This is a genomic window from uncultured Dysosmobacter sp., assembly GCF_947631635.1.
Lineage (GTDB): Bacteria > Bacillota > Clostridia > Oscillospirales > Oscillospiraceae > Oscillibacter.
In genome coordinates, this window is record NZ_CANRMB010000023.1 from 22927 (window position 1) to 42386 (window position 19460).

At 60.2% G+C, this 19460-nt stretch carries 15 protein-coding genes and 1 pseudogene; 4 read left to right on the plus strand and 12 right to left on the minus strand.

The genetic code is table 11. From position 1 onward, the window contains the following. Positions 1-32: 32 nt before the first annotated feature. The 3 genes from Q0Z71_RS11740 to Q0Z71_RS11750 all read left to right on the plus strand — a co-directional run bounded on the left by Q0Z71_RS11740 (position 33) and on the right by Q0Z71_RS11750 (position 2265). Positions 33-1163 (plus strand): PotD/PotF family extracellular solute-binding protein, encoded by a 1131-nt coding sequence (locus tag Q0Z71_RS11740; protein ID WP_298022843.1) that lies wholly within the window; start codon positions 33-35, stop codon positions 1161-1163. Between the two features lie 246 nt (positions 1164-1409). Next, the gene (locus Q0Z71_RS11745) at positions 1410-1805 is read left to right on the plus strand and encodes a thioesterase family protein (RefSeq protein WP_298022755.1); all 396 of its coding nucleotides are present in this window, start codon (positions 1410-1412) and stop codon (positions 1803-1805) included. A 127-nt stretch (positions 1806-1932) separates the two neighbouring features. Then, positions 1933-2265 carry a DUF1622 domain-containing protein gene (locus Q0Z71_RS11750; RefSeq protein WP_298022758.1) on the plus strand — a complete coding sequence of 111 codons (333 nt, stop codon included), beginning with the start codon at positions 1933-1935 and terminating at the stop codon, positions 2263-2265. 439 nt (positions 2266-2704) lie between these two features. Here Q0Z71_RS11750 and Q0Z71_RS11755 read toward each other — a convergent pair whose 3' ends face one another. The 10 genes and pseudogenes from Q0Z71_RS11755 to pyrH all read right to left on the minus strand — a co-directional run bounded on the left by Q0Z71_RS11755 (position 2705) and on the right by pyrH (position 14458). Next, the gene (locus Q0Z71_RS11755) at positions 2705-3217 is read right to left on the minus strand and encodes a ferritin (RefSeq protein WP_298022761.1); all 513 of its coding nucleotides are present in this window, start codon (positions 3215-3217) and stop codon (positions 2705-2707) included. Between the two features lie 117 nt (positions 3218-3334). Then, positions 3335-7321 (minus strand): PolC-type DNA polymerase III, encoded by a 3987-nt coding sequence (locus Q0Z71_RS11760; protein WP_298022764.1) that lies wholly within the window; start codon positions 7319-7321, stop codon positions 3335-3337. A gap of 178 nt (positions 7322-7499) precedes the next feature. Further along, positions 7500-8540 (minus strand): annotated as a pseudogene (ispG, locus tag Q0Z71_RS11765) (flavodoxin-dependent (E)-4-hydroxy-3-methylbut-2-enyl-diphosphate synthase); the annotation flags it as partial. 10 nt (positions 8541-8550) lie between these two features. Next, positions 8551-9624, minus strand: coding sequence for an RIP metalloprotease (locus tag Q0Z71_RS11770; protein ID WP_298022767.1), 1074 nt, complete (start codon positions 9622-9624; stop codon positions 8551-8553). Positions 9625-9642: 18 nt separating this feature from the next. Next, a complete protein-coding gene (locus tag Q0Z71_RS11775) occupies positions 9643-10785 on the minus strand; it encodes a 1-deoxy-D-xylulose-5-phosphate reductoisomerase (protein ID WP_298022770.1) in 1143 nt (380 codons plus the stop codon). A 9-nt stretch (positions 10786-10794) separates the two neighbouring features. Further along, complete coding sequence (locus Q0Z71_RS11780; protein WP_298022773.1) at positions 10795-11592, minus strand: phosphatidate cytidylyltransferase; 798 nt, start codon at positions 11590-11592, stop codon at positions 10795-10797. A gap of 25 nt (positions 11593-11617) precedes the next feature. After that, positions 11618-12352, minus strand: a complete 735-nt coding sequence (gene uppS, locus Q0Z71_RS11785) for a polyprenyl diphosphate synthase (RefSeq protein WP_298022775.1) — start codon at positions 12350-12352, stop codon at positions 11618-11620. Between the two features lie 24 nt (positions 12353-12376). After that, positions 12377-12997, minus strand: a complete 621-nt coding sequence (locus tag Q0Z71_RS11790) for a CatA-like O-acetyltransferase, family 2 (protein WP_298022778.1) — start codon at positions 12995-12997, stop codon at positions 12377-12379. Positions 12998-13131: 134 nt separating this feature from the next. After that, on the minus strand, positions 13132-13689 hold the full coding sequence (gene frr / locus Q0Z71_RS11795) for a ribosome recycling factor (RefSeq protein ID WP_298022781.1): 558 nt from the start codon (positions 13687-13689) through the stop codon (positions 13132-13134). Positions 13690-13741: 52 nt separating this feature from the next. Next, on the minus strand, positions 13742-14458 hold the full coding sequence (gene pyrH / locus Q0Z71_RS11800; protein ID WP_298022785.1) for a UMP kinase: 717 nt from the start codon (positions 14456-14458) through the stop codon (positions 13742-13744). A 265-nt stretch (positions 14459-14723) separates the two neighbouring features. Between pyrH and Q0Z71_RS11805 the strand changes: the two genes are divergently transcribed. Further along, on the plus strand, positions 14724-16328 hold the full coding sequence (locus Q0Z71_RS11805; RefSeq protein WP_298022788.1) for a helix-turn-helix domain-containing protein: 1605 nt from the start codon (positions 14724-14726) through the stop codon (positions 16326-16328). Between the two features lie 38 nt (positions 16329-16366). On the opposite strand, the gene yihA is transcribed toward Q0Z71_RS11805, so the two are convergent. Both yihA and lon read right to left on the minus strand, forming a co-directional pair. Then, entirely contained in the window at positions 16367-16963 is a 597-nt protein-coding gene (gene yihA / locus Q0Z71_RS11810) for a ribosome biogenesis GTP-binding protein YihA/YsxC (RefSeq protein ID WP_298022791.1), read from the minus strand. 11 nt (positions 16964-16974) lie between these two features. Continuing rightward, complete coding sequence (gene lon / locus Q0Z71_RS11815; RefSeq protein WP_298022794.1) at positions 16975-19395, minus strand: endopeptidase La; 2421 nt, start codon at positions 19393-19395, stop codon at positions 16975-16977. Positions 19396-19460: the final 65 nt, after the last annotated feature.

The following is a 19460-nucleotide window of genomic DNA, read 5'->3' on the forward strand; positions in this document are numbered from 1 at the left end:
AAAGATATTGGAGGAATGATCAATTGAAAAAAATGGTAGCCTTGACTCTCGCCTTGATGATGGCGGCGAGCCTGTTTCTGACCGGGTGCTCTGTGCGGAAGGATGAGCCATCCACCCCCGATAGCTCCGACACGGACACCAGCAGCGGCAGCAACAGCAGTGGCAAGCGCGTGGTAAACGTATGCAGCTGGGGTGAATACATCGACGAGAACCTGATCTATCAATTCGAGGACGAGACCGGTATCACGGTCAATTATCAGACTGCGGAGAGCAACGAGGCTCTGTACTCCCTGCTGAAGACCGGCGCCGGTGATTATGACGTCATCGTCCCCTCTGACTATATGATCGCCCGTCTGATCGAGGAGGATATGCTCGCGGAACTGGATTACAGCAATATCCCCAACTATGATCTCATCGGCGATCAGTATAAGAGCCTGAGCTTTGACCCCGAGAACAAGTACACCGTCCCCTATACCTGGGGCACTCTCGGCATCATCTACAACACCACCATGGTAGACGAGCCCATCACCAGCTGGGACGCCATGTTCGACGAGAAGTACGCGGGCAACGTCCTGATGATCCGCAACTCCCGGGACGCCCTGGCCGCCGCCCTGCTGGACCTGGGATATTCCATCAACACCACCGATGAAGCGGAGATCCGGGAGGCCTATCAGCTTCTGGCGGACGCCAAGAGCAAGGGCGTGTACCAGAGCTTTGTCATGGACGAGATCTTCAACAAGATGGAGGGCGGCAACGCCGCGATCGCCATGTACTACGCCGGCGACTACCTGACCATGCTGGAGAACAACGAGGATCTGGCCTATGTGGTCCCTGAGGAGGGCAGCAACTGGTTCGTGGACGCCATGTGCGTGCTGAAAAACGCGCAGCACAAGGAGGAGGCCGAGGCCTGGATCAACTTCATCGCCTCCACAGAAGCCAACCTGGCCAACATGGACTATATCTGGTACGCCTCCCCCAACACCAAGGCGCTGGAAACCTATCCCGATTACTATGAGGAGACCTACGGTGAGGCGCTGGACATGGGACTCTACGAGATCATGGCCGCTCCCGCAGACGTGCTGGACCGCTGCACGCTCTATGAAAACCTGCCTGCCAGCGTCCTGACACTGTATAACGATCTCTGGACGGAGCTCGGCATCTGATACTATTTTCCCATGAAAAATAGATATTTTTCATGGGAACCGCTGTGCTTCGCACATCGGTATGTCTCATAAGAATTCAACACGCCTTCGGCGCTATAAAAAGTAGCCGCTGTCTACTTTTTAATGAATTCTAGTATGATAAGACCGCGGAAACCGGCGCTGGTCACCAGCGCCGGTTTTTCTTGCAAATCTGGAATTTAGGTGTACACTGAAAGCATCAGAAAATACACGCAAGGAGGAACGCTTATGATCCTGATCGGAACCAAATGCCAGCTGGAACAGACTGTCACCCAGGAGCTCACCGCGGCCGCCGTGGGCTCCGGGGCCCTGCCGGTGTTCGGCACGCCCTTTATGGCCGCCATGATGGAAAACGCCGCGCTGACCTGCCTGCAAAACTTTCTGGCGGAGGGCCAGGGCAGCGTGGGCACCCATCTGGACATCAGCCACGACGCCCCCACCCCTGTCGGCATGACCGTCTGGGCGGAGGCGGAGATCACCGCCGTATCCGAAAACGGCAAAATGGTGGATTTCGCCGTCAAAGCCTGGGATGAAAAAGGCCCCATCGGCGCAGGCACCCACACCCGCGCCATCATCAACAACGAGCGGTTTTTGAGCAAGTGCCAAGCCAAGCTGGGAGGCTGATCCCGCCGCGTGAGACAGACAGGCTGCCCCTCCGGGCAGCCTGTCTGCTTAAAGCGCCAGGTTTTTCTTGCAATTCCCTGAAAATATGCTATGATGTAGTAAACGCAAACGTTTGAGGGGGCGCATTATGGCTTTTCTGACTTTTTTGGAGGACGGATTTCAATTCATCGTGCAGTGCAGCGTCCTGTTTTTGGAGTGCGTGGGCGTGGCAGTGCTGCTGGTGGCCGCCGTCAAAAGCATCATCGGGTGCTTCAGGCATGACCCCCATGTCCGCCTGATCCTCGCCCAGGGCATCGCCCTGGCGCTGGAATTCAAGCTGGGCGGAGAGGTCCTGCGCACAGCCATCGTTCGGGAATACAGCGAATTGATCACTCTGGGCGCCATCATCCTCCTGCGGGGCACCCTGACCTTCCTCATCCACTGGGAGATCAAAAATGAGGAGTCCAGGATCAGCGTCTGAGCCACTGACCTGTCCCAAAAGCGGAAAAGGGTTTTCTATGCGCGGTAAGCCATAGGCTTTTCTGGAAAAGGGCGGCTTACTGGTCTCCCTTCTCCTTCTGGTGCATGGGATACCCCATTGGATCTGGTCCCACCAGCAGATGTCCATGGAGGAATTCTGGGAGCATATCGACTTTTTTTGAGGCTCGCCTTTGCTCTGCTGGTGGCCTGCGTCCCCCTGCTTCTGGTGAAAAAGCTCTTTTTCAAGCGCCCAGTGGGCATCTTTGGATGGTTTACGCTGCTCTGCCTGTTCCTCAATGCCTGGAACTGGGCAGCTCACTCTTTTATGGCCGCTTTTTGAACACTTCCCCGCTTTTCGGCAAAAAAACTGATCGCTCAAAAGCCGTAAAAACCTATGAAAAAAGCGTCCGCAGATGCGGACGCTTTTTGCTGTGTATCGCTTACAGTACCAGAGAGGGTGCGCTGTATACTCGGGCGGCCAGCTCGCTGTTCAGCATGTACAGACTCTTGGGGTCGGAGCCGAACAGCTCCATCTTGGAGATCAGGTCGTTGGCATTGGTCTCCTCCTCGCCCTGCTCCTTGACAAACCAGTCCAGGAACTGCATGGTGCGGAAGTCCTTCACCTCATAGGCGGCGGCATAGATGTCGTTGATGAGGCTGGTGACATAGATCTCGTGCTCCAGACCGGCCTTCAGCACGGTCATGTCGCTGTCCAGCACCTTGTCCGGCTTGGCGATGGCGTCCAGAGTCACGGCCTCGTTGTTGTTGTGCAGATACTGATAGAACAGCATGGCATGGTCCCGCTCCTCCTGGGCCTGGATCTTGTACCAGTTGGCAAAGCCGTCCAGCCCACGGGCCTCAAAATAGTTGGAGAAGTCCAGATACAGATAGGCGGAGTAGAACTCCTTGTTGACCTGCTGGTTCAGCAGGTCTCTGACATTTGCGTTCAGCATGGAAACATGCTCCTTTCCGTTTTTGAATCACCAAGGCAATTCTACCTGCATTCCCGGAAAATGTCCAGTACCAAAATGCCGAAAAATCTCAAATTTTATAGTCGCAACGTCTGTCCGTCAAAACAGCGTCATCTGGCTGGTCTCCGCCATCCCGGCAAAGGACCCCAGCGCCTTCAGCTGTTCGATGTGGGTCTTGGAGAGCTTGTTGCAGCACATGGCGAACTCCTCGATGGAGATGAACTCCTTCCCCTTCCGCTTCTCCACCGTGTCGATGGCCGCCGCCTCGCCCAGGCCATGGACTGTGGTGAAGGGCGGCAGCAGGCCGTTTTCCGTCACCTTGAACTTGGTAGCTTCGGACTTATAGATGTTGATGGTATCAAAGTGGAAGCCCCGGAGGTAGAACTCATAGCACACCTCCAGCGTGGTCAGCAGGTTCTGTTCCACGGCGGTGGCGTCCTTGTTGTTCTCGATCTCCCGGATCTTCCGCTTCACCGCGTCCTTGCCCGCACAGCAGTACTCCGCGTCAAAGGCCTTGGCCCGGACGGAGAAAAACGTGGCGTAAAACGCCAGGGGCTCGTGGACCTTGTACCAGGCGATGCGGAAGGCCATCATGACATAGGCCACCGCATGGGCTTTGGGGAACAGATATCCGATCTTGGCCAGGGAGTCGATGTACCATTCCGGCACCTCATGCTCCCGCATGGCCTCCACCCAGCCCTCGTCGAAGCCGCCCTTCTTCACCTTGCCCTTTCGGACCTTCTCCATGATCTTAAAGGACATCTTGGGGTCCAGGCCCTTGGAGATGAGGTACAGCATGATATCGTCACGGCAGCCCACCGTCTCCAGAACGCCGGCGGTGCCGCTGACGATCAATTCCCGGGCGTTGCCCAGCCACACGTCGGTGCCGTGGGAGAAGCCGGACAGCCGCACCAGGGTGTTGAAGTCCTTGGGCTGGGTGTCGATCAGCATCTGCCGGGTGAACCGGGTATTGAACTCCGGGATGGCCACGGCGCCGGTGGGGCCTAAGATCTCGTCGTTCTCATAGCCCAGCACCTTGCTGGAGGTAAAGATGGACATGGTGTCCGGGTCATCCAGGGGAATGTTGTGGGGGTCCACGCCGGTGAGGTCCTGCATCATGCGGACCATGGTGGGGTCATCGTGTCCCAGCATGTCCAGCTTCAGGATGTTGGCCTCCATGGAGTGGTATTCAAAATGGGTGGTGATGGTGTCGGAGTCGTCGGCGTCCGCCGGGTGCTGGACGGGACAGAAGTCCTCCATATCCTTGTCGTCCGGGACCACCACCAGGCCGCCGGGATGCTGTCCGGTGGTGCGCCGGACGCCCACGCAGCCCGTGGCAAGGCGCTTTTTCTCGGCGCTGCCCACCTCCATGCCGTTCTCCTCCAGGTATTTCAGCACGAAGCCGAAGGCGGTCTTGTCCGCCAGGGTGCCGATGGTGCCCGCCCGGAACACCTGGGTCTCGCCGAACATCTCAATGGCGTGGCGGTGGGCGCGGGCCTGATACTCGCCGGAGAAGTTCAGGTCAATATCCGGCACCTTGCCGCCGCCAAAGCCCAGGAAGGTCTCAAAGGGGATATCGAAGCCGTCCTTGACATATTTGGTGCCGCAGACGGGACAGATCTTATCCGGCATATCCGCGCCGCAGCCGTAGGAGCCGTCGGTGATGAACTCGCTGTTTTTGCACTTGGGGCAGCGGTAGTGGGGCGGCAGGGAGTTGACCTCCGTGATGCCGGACATGTAGGCCACCAGGGACGAGCCCACGGAGCCACGGGAGCCCACCAGATAGCCGTTTTCCAGGGAGCGCTGCACCAGCTTCTGGGCGGACATGTACACCACGTCATACTTGCCTAAGATGCCGCTCAGCTCCACGTTCAGGCGGTCCACGATCAGCTGGGGCGGGTCCTCGCCGTAGAGGCGGTGGACCTTCTCCCACACCAGGCGGTTCAGGTCCTCCTCGGAGTTCTCCAGCCGGGGCGGGAACAGCTCGCTGGGCAGCAGCTCGAAGGTCTCCACCTGGTCGGCCACCAGCCGGGTGTTGTCCACCACGACCTCGTAGGCCTTCTCCTCCCCCAGATAGCTGAACTCCCTCAGCATCTCATCGGTGGTCTTGAAGTAGATGGGCAGGGACTCGTTGGCGTCCGCAAACTTTTTGGAGGCCAGAATGATGTGGCGGTACACCTCGTCCTCCGGCTCCTGGAAGTGCACATCGCCGGTGGCGCAGACCGGCTTGCCCAGCTCGTCGCCCAGGCGGATGATGGTGCGGTTGAACTCCCGCAGGTCCTCCTCGGACTGCACCTCGCCGTTGCGCAGCATGAACATGTTGTTGCACAGGGGCTGGATCTCCAAATAGTCATAGAAGGAGGCGATGCGCTTCAGCTCGTCCCAGTCCTTGTGGTCCTTCACCGCCTGGAACAGCTCGCCCGCCTCGCAGGCGGCGCCCACGATAATGCCCTCCCGGTGTTCCCGCAAAAGGGTCTTGGGGATGGTGGGCACCCGCTTGAAGTATTTCAGGTTGGAGGCGGAGATCATCTGATACAGGTTTTTCAGGCCCACCTTGTTCCGGGCCAGCAGGATGATGTGCTTGGGGAAGCGGTTGGTCTTACTGCCTAAGGGCCGCAGCTTCTCCATCTCCGGATTGACGGCCTGAAGGGTGTGGATGCCCCGCTCATGGAGCATCTTCCAGAAGGGGATCAGCATATAGCCCACCGTGGCCGCGTCGTCGCTGGCCCGGTGGTGGTTGAAGGCGGGCAGGTCCAGGTGCTCCGCCACGATATCCAGTTTGTACTTGTGCAGATCCGGCAGCAGGTTCTGGGCCAGGATCAGGGAGTCCACATAGGTGGGATGGAACTCCAGGCCCACCTGCTTGCAGCCCGCACGGATGAAGCTGATGTCGAATTCCGCGTTGTGGGCCGCCAGGGGGCGGCCGTTCACAAAGCGCAAAAAGTCCGTCAGCGCCTCCTTCAGCTGGGGCGCGTCCTTCAGCATGTCGTCGGTGATACCGGTGAGGCCGATGTTCTCCGGCGTCAGGCGGCGGTTTGGATTGACAAAGGTCTGGAACCGCTCCGTGATCTCGCCGTTTTTCAGCACCACCGCGCCGATCTCCGTGATGGCCTCCCGGTCCACCTTCAAGCCCGTGGTCTCGATGTCAAAGCAGACGAACTCGTCATCCAACGAGCAGTCCAGCGGGCCGTGGACCACCACCCGGTCGTCGATATTGTTGACAAAATAGCCCTCTACGCCGTAAAGTATTTTTATTTTATCCCCCGCGGCGTGCCAGGCATCCGGGAAGGACTGGGCCACGCCGTGGTCGGTGATGGCGATGGCGGGATGCCCCCAGCGGATGGCCTCCTGAATAACGGATTTGGTGTCGGTCAGGGCGTCCATGTTGCTCATGCGGGTATGTAAGTGCAGCTCCACCCGCTTCACCGGGGCGGTGTCCTCCCTGCCCTTGTGTTCCACCACATTGATGTGGTAGGGGTTCAGCTGGATGTCCTTGCCGTCCCAGGTGGGCTCCATCTTGCCCTGGACCCGCAGCCACATGTCGGGCTTGATGGCGCTCTCCAATGCCTGGGCCTCCTTAACGGTCAGGTTCTTCTGCACGGTCACGGAGTTGGTGTAGTCCGTCATGTCGATGCTCATCCGCCACATACCGGGCCGCCGGGTCTCCCGGCACTCAAAGGCAAAGACCTTGCCCTCCACGGTGGCGTTGCCCATCTTCAGGTTCAGGTCCTTCATAGGGCCGGGCCGGGTCTTGATGGGATTTCCCATCAGCACCTTCCCCGTGGGTTTGCCGCCCTGGTTCCCCGCAGGCGCGGATGGCTGTCCAATGGGCCTGGGCGTCTCCTGGGGTTTGCAGGTGACGTCGATGTCCACCTTCCGGAAACCGTAAACCGCCCGGATCAGGTCCTGCATATTCCGCAGGTCGTCCTCCGACAACGGGAATTTGACCAGCAGGCGCAGGCTGATGGTCATGGCCCCCTGGTCGATGCAGGCTCCTGTCAGCACGGCGCCCGCCAATTTCAGCCGCAGTTCTCCCGAGAGCTGCAGCTCTGCAAACATTTCAAAAAATGGGATATCCTTTGACATGAGTCCTCCGTTGTCTCAAGGTATTTTATTTCGACTGTGTCAGTATGGAACAGCAGCCCCCTGGCCGCTGTGCTTGGCCGTCATGGGAGAGTCCTGTTCCATCTCAATCACCGGGCACCTTCCTGCTGATCGTCTTTTGCTTCTTCGTCATGGAAGTGTCCTTCTATATCAAAACGGCTCATAGCTTTTCGATCTCTTCCATCAAAGCGTCTACAAGCCGCTCCTGTGGCACCTTGTAAAGTGTCTTTCCTTTTCGGAATAGCAGGCCCTCGCCCTTGCCTCCGGCGATGCCGATATCCGCGGCGGCGGCCTCTCCGGGGCCGTTGACAGCGCAGCCCATCACCGCCACGGTGATGTTCTTTTTGCAGTTCGCCAGCCGCCGTTCCACCTCCTCCGCAATGGGGATGAGGTCGATGCGGGTGCGGCCGCAGGTGGGACAGGCGATGAGGTTCACGCCCTCGCGCCGCAGTCCCGCGGCTTTCAAAATCTTGTGGGCGGCGTAAATCTCCTCCACCGGGTCGGCGGTCAGCGTCACCCGGATGGTGTCGCCAATGCCCATGCACAGCAGCCCGCCGATGCCCATGGCGGATTTCACCATACCCATAGAGGGCGTGCCCGCCTCGGTGACGCCCAGATGCAGAGGGTAATCCGTCTGCTGGCTCAGCAGCGTGTAGGCCCGCATGGTCAGGGGCACGTCGGAGCACTTCACAGAGATGCAGATGTCGTCAAAGTCGAACTTGTTCAGCAGATGTACATGGCCCATGGCGCTCTCCACCAGGGCCTCGGCGGTGACGCCGCCGTACTTCGCCCGCAGCTCCTTTTCCAGGGAGCCGCCGTTGACGCCGATGCGGATAGGGATGCCCTTTTGGCGGCAGATATCCGCCACGGCCTTCACCCTCTCCTCCCCGCCGATGTTGCCGGGGTTGATGCGCAGGGCGTCGATGCCTCGCTCCGCACATGTCAGGGCGAACTTATAATTGAAGTGGATGTCGGCGATCAGCGGGATGGAGATCTGCTCTTTGATTTTGTCCACAGCCTCCGCCGCCGCTTGGTCCGGGATGGCCACCCGGATGATCTCGCATCCGGCGGCCTCCAGAGCCTTGATCTGGGCCACCGTGGCGGCCACATCGTCGGTCTTTGTGTTGCACATGGACTGGATGGACACCGGAGCGCCGCCGCCCACGGGCACACTGCCCACGAATAACTGCTTTGTCATCTCTCGTTCCTCCCTACCGGAACAGTTTGAACACGTCCTGGAATGTCACCACCAGCATAAAGCCCATCAGCGCCACGAAACCCACTGTGTTGACGGCGGCCTGGTACTTCTCCGGCACCTTCCGCTTGAACAGCAGCAGCGCCAGGGCGTCCACCAGCAGGAAAAAGATGCGCCCGCCGTCCAGAGCCGGAATGGGGAGCATGTTCATCACCGACAGGTTCACCGCCAGCAGCGCCGCGAAATAGAAGATCTGGGACCAGGCGTCCCGGGCGGTCTCCGCCTCAGAGCCGACTTCCGTGATGGTGGACACAATGCCCACCGGGCCGCTGAGGTCCTCCATGGACGCGCCGCCGGAGACCAGCTGTACCAGGCTGAACCACACCAGCTGCACAAAGTCCTTGGCCGTGTTCCAGGTGTATCTCAACTTGCTGCCAAAGGTCGCTTTCTCCGCACTGGCGCCCACATACAGGCCAAAGCCGGTATAGGTGCCGCCGTCGCTGTTGAGATAGGTCTGCCGGGTTATGGGAAGGTCCTTCAGGACCACCTTCTCGCCGTCCCGAATAACCTCCAGGTCCATGGTGTCGCCGTCGTGGTAGCTCAAAAACAGCGACGCGTCGCCCCGCAGATAGGTGCGGTAGCCATCGATCTTATAGAAAATGTCCCCTACCATCAGGCCGTTCTCGCCCTCCAGAGGAAAGCCCGGCGCAAAACCGGTGATCTGGTCGGTGTAGAACGCCGTCGCGCCGGTATACAGCACTAGCAGGATCACCAGTCCCGTCAAAAAGTTCATGCCGGAGCCGGCGGCCAGGATGACCAGTTTTTTCCAAAAGCCCTGCCGGACAAAGGAGCGGTCGTCGCCGGTGTCCTCGTCTTCGCCCTCCATGGCACAGAAACCGCCGATGGGCAGGGCCCGCAGGGAGTACTGGGTCTCCCCCCTCTGCCTGTGCCAGACTGCGGGCCCCATGCCGATGGAGAATTCGTTGACCCGCACGCCGCAGAGCTTTGCCGCCACAAAATGGCCCAGCTCATGGACGGCGATCAGCACGCCAAAGATCAAAATCGCTGCCAGGATAAAAATTGGTTTCATGCAATAGCTCCTAAATACTCAATTCCCTAGGACGATCTGCCGGGCCGCCTGGTCCGCCGCCAAAATCTCCTCCAGTGTGGGGTTTTGCACCACGGGCACCGCCGCCCGGGCCTTCTCCACCAGCCGGGGGATGTCGTGGAAGCCCACGCGGTCCGCCAGGAACAGTCGGACCGCCTCCTCGTTGGCGCCATTTAGAATGGCGCAGGCGGTGCCGCCCTGGGTGGCCGCCTCCTCCGCCAGACGCAGGCACGGGAAGGCCTCCCGGTCCGGCGCATCAAAGGTCAGGGGCGGGCAGGACAGCAGGTCCAGCGGCTCCGCGGGGTTCTCGCCCCGCTCCGGATAGGTCATGGCGTAGCGGATGGGCAGGCGCATATCCGGCGTGCCCAGCTGGGCCAGCACCGCGCCGTCCCGGTACTCCACCAGGGAGTGGACGATGCTCTGCCGGTGGATCACCACCCGCACCTGCTCCAGCGGCAGGCGGTACAGCCGCATGGCCTCGATGACCTCCAGGCCCTTGTTCATCAGGGTCGCGCAGTCGATGGTGATCTTGGGGCCCATCTTCCAGTTGGGGTGCTTCAAAGCGTCCGCCTTTGTCATTCTGCCCACTTCATCGAACCGCATACCGTAAAATGGCCCGCCGGAGCAGGTCAGGATCAGGCGCTTGATCTCCCGGCGGTCCGTACAGCCCTGGACGCACTGGAAGATGGCGGAGTGCTCGGAGTCCACCGGCACGATCTCCGCCCCGCATGTATCCGCCGCGTCCATCACCAGCTGTCCGGCGCAGACCAGGGTCTCTTTATTGGCCAGGGCGATCCGCTTTTTCTCCCGAATGGCGGCCAGGGTCGGCTTTAGTCCCACCATGCCAACCACAGCGGTGACCACCGTGTCAACTTCGGGGACTGTCGCCGCCTCTTCCAGGGCCGCAAAGCCGCCCAGCACCGTTGTATCCGTGTCCGCCAGGCGCACGGCAAGGTCCCTTGCCGCCGCCTCATCGGTCAGCACGGCCAGCCGGGGCTTGAACTGCCGCGCCTGTGCCTCCATGCGCTCCACACTGGAATTTGCCGTAAGGGCCGCCACCCGCAGGCCCATCTGCTCCGCCACGTCCAGGGTCTGACGGCCGACGGAGCCGGTGGAGCCAAGTATCGAAATTGTATTCGTCATAACACCAACTTATTTCACAAAGCTTAAAACGATCTCAATGACCGGCGTTACGAACAGCACGCTGTCGAACCGGTCCAGCACACCGCCGTGCTCCAGGAACAGATGGCCGTAGTCCTTGATGCCGAATTCCCGCTTGATGAGGGAAAAGCTCAAATCACCCAGCTGGGCCACCATGCCGCACAGCAGCGCCAGGATGACCATAGGGCCATAGCCGATGCTGCCGCCGAACCAGCGGTCCATCACAAAGGCGAAAAGCAGGCCGCAGACCACATTGCCCAAAAGCCCGCCGATGGAACCCTCGATGGTCTTTTTCGGACTGACCTTCGGTGCCAGCTTGTGTTTGCCCAAAGTCAGTCCGGCAAAGTAGGCAAAGGTGTCGCAGGCGAAGCTCAAAATAAAGGGCAGCAGCAGATAGGCCCGGTGGACACCAGAGGCCTCCATGCGTAAAAACGCGGAGAAGGACCAGCCGATGGCGATGCCGCCGAACAGCCCCGCCATGATCTGGGCGAACTTCACCTCGCCCGCCTTCACGATGGCGTAGCCGAAGAACAGCACTGTTGCAAAAACAAACAACAGTTCCATATGATCTGGGCAGACATAGTATCCCTCTACGGTAAGTATCGCGCATACACCGCCGAGTTCTGTCACTCCGCTGCGTTTCACACCACTGACACACCGCTCCAATTCCGTAGCGCCGATAAACGCCAGCAGGATCAGCGCAATCGTCATCACTTGGATCGGCGCCCAAAGCACCACCCACACCAGCACTGGAACACCGATGACAGCCACCAAAATTCTCGATTTCATAAATCGCCCTCTTTTCTATAAAGGCTTATTTCTTTACGCCGCCGAAACGACGGTCTCTTCCCTGATAGGCCGCGATGGCGCGATCCAGCTCCGCCTCGTCAAAGTCCGGCCACAGCACATCCGTGAAATAGAACTCCGAATAGGCGCACTGCCACAACAGAAAGTTGCTCAGCCGCAGCTCTCCGCTGGGGCGGATGATCAGCTCCGGGTCCGGGATGCCCTTGGAATCCAGATAGCCGGAGAACATGGCGTCATCCAGCTCCTCTGGCCGCCTCTCCCCTGCCGCGCAGTCCGCGGCAAACCGCCGCACCGCCCGCAGGATCTCATCCCGGCCGCCGTAGTTCAAACAGACGTTGGCCTGAAAATCGTCGGCGGACAGGTGCTCCGTGATCTCGTCCGTCTCCCGGGCCAGCGCCCGCAGCTCCGGGGAGATGGGCGTCATGTCCCCGAAAAAGTGGAGCCGGATGTGGTCCCGCTCCATGGTGTCCACCGCCTCCAGCAGATACTTTTTCAAGAGGGTCATGATGGCCCCCACCTCATCGGCGGAGCGCTTCCAGTTTTCCGTGGAAAAGGCGTACACCGTCAGATACTGCACACCGATATTCTTGCAGTATGTGGCGATGCGGCGGAAGGTCTCGGCTCCCGCCTTGTGACCGGCAGTCCGGGGCAGGCCCCGGCGTGTGGCCCAGCGGCCGTTGCCGTCCATGATGATGGCGATATGGCGGGGCGGGTCCTGTACCCGCCCGTTCTCATTTGACATGGCTTCTCTCCTTCCGGTGGGCGCTCATGCCCTCCCGGTCTCACGGACAGCCTCCTGAAGCCGCTCCAAAAAGGCGCAGGCCTCCAGACCGTCCATCTGTACATGGTGGAATTGGAAGGACAGCGGCAGCAGTGCCCTGCCGTTTTCCTCCCGGTATTTGCTCCAGATCAGAAAGGGGTTGTTAAAGATGCCGGAATACATGTTCGCCGCGCCGTCGATCTCATACCGGACCAGACTGGAGGTGCCCACCATCATGCGGCCAGGCAGCTCGTGGTCCACGCATGTTTGGCGCACCCGCTCCGTCAGCTCCAGATATGTCCGGCTGAAGGTCTCCAGGTCCGGCGAACAGGGCAGGTCACAGGAGCTGAGGCCGCCCTTTTGGTTCGCCACGATCACGCTGACGCCCAGGCGGTCATATTGGATCAGCTTCTCTCCCACCGGCAGCAGGTAAAACTCCGGCGTGGCCTCCGCCGCCTGAGCGACGCACCAGCACAGCAGCATATTCAGCTTGTATCCCTGGTCCTTCCGCCGCAGCAGCGGCGTGATGTCCAGGGTCTTGAACAGGGTGACCATCGGCATGGGCGCGCTGTGATAGAGCGCCCAGCTGTCCGCCCGGCCGGTCTCCCGTGGGTCCACCTCCCGCATCTTCTCCTCCTTCCCTAAAACGAACCAATGGGCCGGCACAGAGACCGGCCCTCGGCTTGATCAAAATGTTTTTGCGCAGCAGATGCTCATTCAATCGCGCTGAAAGTCTCCTGGTCCTCCTATGGGAACAGGGCTCAGACCGCCAGCAGTTCCTTTTCCTTTTTCGCCAGAAGCTCGTCGATTTTCTTGCAGCTGTCATCGGTCAGCTTCTGGAGGTCCTTCTCCGCCATCTTCATCTCGTCCTCAGTGATCTCGGACTTCTTCTCCTGCTTCTTGAAATGGTCCATGGCGTCCCGGCGGATATTGCGGACAGCCACCTTGCCGGCCTCGGCGTACTTGCGGATCTGCTTCACCAGCTCCTTGCGGCGCTCCTCCGTCAGCTGGGGGAACGTCAGGCGGATGCAGCGGCCGTCATTCTGGGGATTGATGCCCAGGTCGGAGTTCTGGATGGCCTTTTCGATGGTTTTCAGGGCCTTGCTGTCCCAGGGGGAGATCACCAGCGCCCGGGGATCGGGAGAGGAGATGGCCGCGATCTGCTGGATGGGGGTGGGGCTGCCGTAGTAGTCCACCATGATGCGGTCCAGCACGGCGGCGTTGGCCCGGCCCGCCCGCACGGAGGCAAAGTCGGCGGCAACGGAGTCGATGCTCTTCTTCATTTTGTCCTCGTATACCTTGTATTCATCCTTCAACATAAATAGGTCCTTCCTTTCACAGTTCTGTTATGGGAGGCGCACAAGCGCGTTCTTATTCCTTGACGATGGTGCCGACCTTCTCGCCGCACAGGGCCCGGATGATGTTGCGGGGGTCCTTCAGGGCGAATAGCAGCACGGGGATGTGGTTGTCCATGGACAGGGACGTAGCGGTGGAATCCATGACCATCAGGTGCTGGGCCAGCACGTCGTCGTAGCTGATGGTGTCGTATTTCACGGCGTTGGGGTCCTTCACCGGGTCGGCGGTGTACACACCGTCCACGTTCTTGGCAAGGAGGATGACGTCGGCGTTGATCTCAGCCGCCCGCAGGACAGCCGCCGTGTCCGTGGAGAAGAAGGGGTTGCCGGTGCCGGCGCCGAAGATGACCACCCTGCCCTTTTCCAGGTGCCGGATGGCCCGGGAGCGGATGTACGGCTCCGCGATGGCCCGCATCTCGATGGCCGTCTGCACCCGGACGGGGATGCCCTTCTGCTCGCACACATCGGCCACCGCCAGGCAGTTCATCACCGTGGCCAGCATGCCCATGTGGTCGGCCCGGGTGCGCTCCATCTTGCCTCCGCTGTTCTTGGCACCGCGCCAGAAATTGCCGCCGCCCACCACCAGGCCCACCTGGACGCCCATATCCAGGCACTCCTTGATGACGTCGCACACACTGCCGATCATCTCAAAATCCAGGCCGGTGCCTTTGCCGCCGGCCAGGGCCTCGCCGCTGATCTTCAGCAGGACCCGCTTATAAACAGGTTTCGCCATTTTGAAAAACCTCCATCTTATGCTTGCAGATCATATGGGTTTATTTTATCGTATTTTTTGAGATTTGCATAGGGGGTAGACAAGATTTTCCCGAAAAAAAGCGGGCGCTGTCCATTCCCGCTGGCAGAGGGCTTTTCCTGTGCTGTGAACCATTTCCCTACAAAATGCCCGCAAATCCGCCGCCGCAACCGATATTTGACATGCGGGTGGTAGATTTTCGCCTGGAAATCTGTCATACTGTTGCCTGAAAAGGAGGTGTCCGCCCATGACCTTGGGACAGCGGATCAGCCAATATCGAAAGGGACTGGGGATCTCCCAGGAGGAATTGGGGGCGCGTCTGGGCGTCAGCCGCCAGGCGGTCAGCAAATGGGAGACCGGCGCGGCGGCGCCGGATATGAACAACCTGATGGCGCTGGCGCGGGAATTCAATATTTCCTTGGCGGAGCTGACGGAGACACCGGATGAACCGGTTTCCAAAGCCAGGGAAGATGCGGCGGACGTTCCGGAGCCCACACCGCGCCAATCCTCCGGCTCCCACCGTTCTTTCCGGTCGATGGTCTGCGCTGTTTCGGCGGTGTTCCTGCTTTTGGCAGTGGCAGTGGCATTTTTCTATGACTGGACCATAGCGGCCGTTCCAGGTAAAGACGCCCTTGTGGATGCCGTTACAGCCACTTTTGATGAGCCGCCCACCCGCTACCCCGCCACAGACTTCGCCCTGCTCTGGACCAACAGCGACGGGAACGAGGAATTTCTGGAGCTGGGGGCACAAGAGGACTTCTTTCCCTTCGGAACTTCTCTGGAGCTGACCGCGCCGGAGGAGGTCCTGGACACAGACTTCCACCTGACGGTCCTACACAACGCTGTCTGCGGCGCCATCAACCTCTCCTATCTGCATACGGAGCAAGACCTGGAAATGGACCCGGCGTCCGTGGAGTGTGAATCCGTCATCCGTCTGTCCACCATCGCCCCAAGCGTCCATACCCCCCAGTGGATTCACGTGGGCAGCACCAAGGCCGACGTGGTGAAAGCCTACGGCGACGAACTGGTGTACTGTTTGAAGGAAGAGGGCGGCTATACCCTGGTGCCTCACGATTATTACTATATCTACCAGCCGAAATCCGCCTTTTCCCTCTATCTGGCCATCTATATGCGGGACGGCCTGGTGGCCGGACTGCTGATGGAGGATCTGATCGACGCCGGGAACGAATTCTTTCTGCCCAACAATGTCTCCCGCTTCCCCACCATCAGCGGCGAGCCGGACTTCTCCCAGCGGCAGGAGCCAGAGCGGGAGGACATAGACGACACCCGGAGGGTCTACATCGCCTGGAATCAGCTGGTGACCAACAACAATCTCTCCGCCGAGGAGCGGTACGCTTATCGCAGGGATGCATTTAGCCTTTTGCCAGATATGGACTGGGGCGAACTCAAAAAAATGGGGCATACGAATCAGGATGACGATACACCGTCCGCCTTTATGTGGTGGCTGTCCAGTCAAGATGACTACTCTTACTCTGAAATCCTTTGGATTCAGATGGGGTGTACCGCAAGAGGATTGGATGGTGCGTATTCCGAATCTTACAGCAACATCCTCTCCAGCACATTCTTCTATAATCCGGTTGTATTTGCAAAGGCACTGACAGCAGACGGCGTGGACGAGGAGGTAAAATGGCACGCCATCTGCTCCACCGCTTATGATGCGGAGCTGTACCCCGTGGAGCTGCAAACCGCCCTGGACACGCTGGACGCCGCCATAGACGGCGGCAGCTTCACGGAGGTGGAACTGGGCTGGGCAAAGCTGCTGCGGCTTTATCTCGTGACCCCCATCAACGAGCGGAACGAGCTGCCCAAGGCCCCGGCGGAACTGATATGAAAAAAGGAACGGCTTTCGCCGTTCCTTTTTTATCGGTCTTATCGCTCGCAGGCCGCGTTCAGCAGGCCGATCAGCTCTTCCTTCCCCGTCCCCTTTTCCGCGGAGAAGGGCACCAGGACATCCGCCTCCGCCAGCTCCAATGTCTCCCGGATCAGGGCCAGGGCAGGCTCCACCTGACTGCGTTTCAGCTTGTCCAGCTTGTTGGCCACCACGATCTCCGGACAGCCGGTCTCCCGAAACCAGGTGTGCATGGTCACATCGTCCGCCGTGGGCTTGTGGCGGATGTCCACGATCAGAACGCCGGCGGTGATGATCTGGGCCTCATCCTGGAAATAGCTCTCCATCAGGCGGCCCCACCGCTCCTTTTCGGCCCGGCTGACCTTGGCGTAGCCATAACCCGGCAGATCTACCAGATAGGCGCCCCTGTCCACCAGAAAATAGTTGATCTGGGTGGTCTTCCCAGGGGACGCGCCCACATAGGCCAGGTTCTTCCGCCCCACCAGACGGTTGATGACGGAGGATTTACCCACGTTGGAGCGGCCCGCGAAGGCGAACTGGGGCAGGCCGTCCCGCAGGAACTGGGTCCGTGCGGCGGCGGAGCGGATGAACTCCACCTTTGCAAAATTCAAAGCCATGATCTGCTCCTTTACTGCCGCAGGGCGGTATCGTTCACCGCCTCCCGGCTCTTGGGCGCAAAGGCGGCCACATGGGGGGCCACCTCCTCCCGGACGGGGTCGGCCTCCGGGCACAGGGCCGCGGCAAATACCTCGTCCACCGTGCCGACAGGCACAAAGCGCAGGGCGGCCCGCACGGTCTGGTCGATCTCCTCCAGGTCCCGCATATTGTCCCTGGGGATCAGGACCGTGCCGATGTGGTTGCGCAGCGCAGCCATGGTCTTTTCCTTCAAACCGCCGATGGGCAGCACCCGCCCCCGTAAAGTAACTTCACCTGTCATCGATACGCCTGCCTTGATTCTCCTGCCTGTCAGGGCAGAGAGCATGGCGGTGGTCACGGCAATACCTGCGGAGGGGCCGTCCTTGGGCACCGCGCCCTCCGGGAAGTGGACATGGATGTCCTTCGTCTTGTAGAAGTCCGCTTCAATACCCAGCACCGCCGCCCGGCTCCGCAGACAGCTCAGCGCCGCCTGGGCAGATTCCTTCATGACATCTCCCAGATTGCCGGTCAGCTCCAGCTTGCCGGAGCCTTCCATGACATTGACCTCGACCTCCAGGATCTCGCCGCCGGCTTCGGTCCAGGCCAGGCCGTTCACCACGCCGATCTCCTCCTTCTCCGTGTGGAGCGCAGGGGGATACGGCTGGCAGTCCAGCAGCTTCGGCAGGTCCTTCTCTATGATGGTAATACGCTTTACATTGCCTGTCAGCAGGCGCATATCCGCCTTCCGGCAGATGGCCGCCAGCCGTCGTTCCAGCAGGCGGACGCCGGACTCCCGGGTGTAGTCCCGGATGATGGCCCGCAGCACATCGTCGCTCATCCGCAGGGCGCCCTTTTTGACGCCGTGCTCCTCCATCTGCTTGGGAAGCAGATGGAGCCTGGCGATCTGCACCTTCTCCTCGTCGGTATAGCTGGAGAGCTGGATGATCTCCATGCGGTCCAGCAGGGGCCGGGGAATGGTGTCTGTGGTGTTGGCGGTGGTGATGAACATCGCCTTGGAGAGATCCACGGGGATCTCCAGGAAGTGGTCCCGGAAGGCATAATTCTGCTCGCTGTCCAGCACTTCCAGCAGGGCGGAGGCCGGGTCGCCCCGGTAGTCGCTGCCCAGCTTGTCGATCTCATCCAGCAGGAGCAGCGGATTCATGGAGCCGCTGCGGCTGATGGCCTCGATGATCCGGCCGGGCATGGAGCCTATGTAGGTCTTGCGGTGGCCCCGGATGTCCGCCTCGTCCCGGACGCCGCCCAGGGAGATCCGGGCCAGCTTCCGGTTCAGCGCCTTGGCGACGCTGATGGCAATGGAGGTCTTTCCCACGCCGGGAGGGCCAACCAGGCAGATGATCTGCCCCTTGGCCGACGGATTCATCTGCCGGACGGCGATGGTCTCCAAAATGCGTTCCTTCACCTTTTCCAGGCCAAAGTGGTCTTTTTCCAGCACCTTGCGGGCCGCATCCACGCTGACCCGTTCTTTTGTGGTGACGTTCCAGGGCATTTCCAGGCACACATCCAGATAGTTCCGGATGACAGCTCCCTCGGCGCTGCCGAAGGGCTGCTTGGCCAGCTTGTGCACCTCCTTCAAGAGGTGCTTCTCCGTATCCTCGTCCAGCGCCAGTCCGGTGATCTTCTGGCGGTAGGTCTCGATCTCGTCGTCCGCGTCCCCCGCCTCTCCCAGCTCGTTTTGCAGAACGCGGATCTGGGTCCGCAGGATCTGGTCCCGCTGGGATTGGGCCAGCTGGTCCCGGATCTTGCCCTCCATCTCATGCTCAAAGCTCAGGACGTTGCACTCCCGGGCCAGAAAGCCATTCAGCTTCCGCAGACGGACAAAGGGAGCCATCTCCTCCAGGATCTCCTGCTTGTCGTCATACCGCAGGGCGATATTCTGGGCGATGTAATCCGCCAGATAGCCCACGTCCCGGCAGTCCATGACGGTGGTGATGACCTCCTCCGCCATATTGCCGGCCAGTCCGGCATACTCGCTGACCAGGTTCCAGGTCTGCCGGAGCAGCGCCTCCGTGCGGGGACTGCGCTGGAAGGCCTCCGAGGGCGTCTCCTCCTCCATCAACTCCACGTTGGCCTGGAGGAAGGGCTCGGTCTGCCACAGGCGGCGCAGGCGCGCCCGGCGGCGGCCCTCCACCACACAGCGGACGGAATTTTTGGAGAGCCGCAAAATCTGGGAGATATGGGACAGAGTCCCCACCTGATACAGGTCCTTCTCCCCCGGCGCGTTGACGCCGATCTCCCGCTGCGCCACCAGGAAGATGTCCTGGTCCGCCTCCATGGCCCGCTCCAGGGCAGTGATGGAGATGCGGCGCTCCACGTCGAAGGTCAGGCTCATATGTGGGAAAACCGTCAGGCCCCGGAGGGCCAGAACGGGAATATTCAAAGTCGTCGGTTCCATAGGGATAGATTCCTTTCACGGAAATAGAGGAAGGGGCGCTTTTGGCGTCCCCTCCTCCTCTTTGC

Bases quoted from the DNA above. Each gene is read 5' to 3' on its own strand.
- Q0Z71_RS11740 (WP_298022843.1), top strand. From the start codon at position 33: ATGGTAGCCTTGACTCTCGCCTTGATGATGGCGGCGAGCCTGTTTCTG.
- Q0Z71_RS11745 (WP_298022755.1), top strand. From the start codon at position 1,410: ATGATCCTGATCGGAACCAAATGCCAGCTGGAACAGACTGTCACCCAG.
- Q0Z71_RS11750 (WP_298022758.1), top strand. From the start codon at position 1,933: ATGGCTTTTCTGACTTTTTTGGAGGACGGATTTCAATTCATCGTGCAG.
- Q0Z71_RS11755 (WP_298022761.1), bottom strand. From the start codon at position 3,217: ATGCTGAACGCAAATGTCAGAGACCTGCTGAACCAGCAGGTCAACAAG.
- Q0Z71_RS11760 (WP_298022764.1), bottom strand. From the start codon at position 7,321: ATGTCAAAGGATATCCCATTTTTTGAAATGTTTGCAGAGCTGCAGCTC.
- Q0Z71_RS11770 (WP_298022767.1), bottom strand. From the start codon at position 9,624: ATGAAACCAATTTTTATCCTGGCAGCGATTTTGATCTTTGGCGTGCTG.
- Q0Z71_RS11775 (WP_298022770.1), bottom strand. From the start codon at position 10,785: ATGACGAATACAATTTCGATACTTGGCTCCACCGGCTCCGTCGGCCGT.
- Q0Z71_RS11780 (WP_298022773.1), bottom strand. From the start codon at position 11,592: ATGAAATCGAGAATTTTGGTGGCTGTCATCGGTGTTCCAGTGCTGGTG.
- uppS (WP_298022775.1), bottom strand. From the start codon at position 12,352: ATGTCAAATGAGAACGGGCGGGTACAGGACCCGCCCCGCCATATCGCC.
- Q0Z71_RS11790 (WP_298022778.1), bottom strand. From the start codon at position 12,997: ATGCGGGAGGTGGACCCACGGGAGACCGGCCGGGCGGACAGCTGGGCG.
- frr (WP_298022781.1), bottom strand. From the start codon at position 13,689: ATGTTGAAGGATGAATACAAGGTATACGAGGACAAAATGAAGAAGAGC.
- pyrH (WP_298022785.1), bottom strand. From the start codon at position 14,458: ATGGCGAAACCTGTTTATAAGCGGGTCCTGCTGAAGATCAGCGGCGAG.
- Q0Z71_RS11805 (WP_298022788.1), top strand. From the start codon at position 14,724: ATGACCTTGGGACAGCGGATCAGCCAATATCGAAAGGGACTGGGGATC.
- yihA (WP_298022791.1), bottom strand. From the start codon at position 16,963: ATGGCTTTGAATTTTGCAAAGGTGGAGTTCATCCGCTCCGCCGCCGCA.
- lon (WP_298022794.1), bottom strand. From the start codon at position 19,395: ATGGAACCGACGACTTTGAATATTCCCGTTCTGGCCCTCCGGGGCCTG.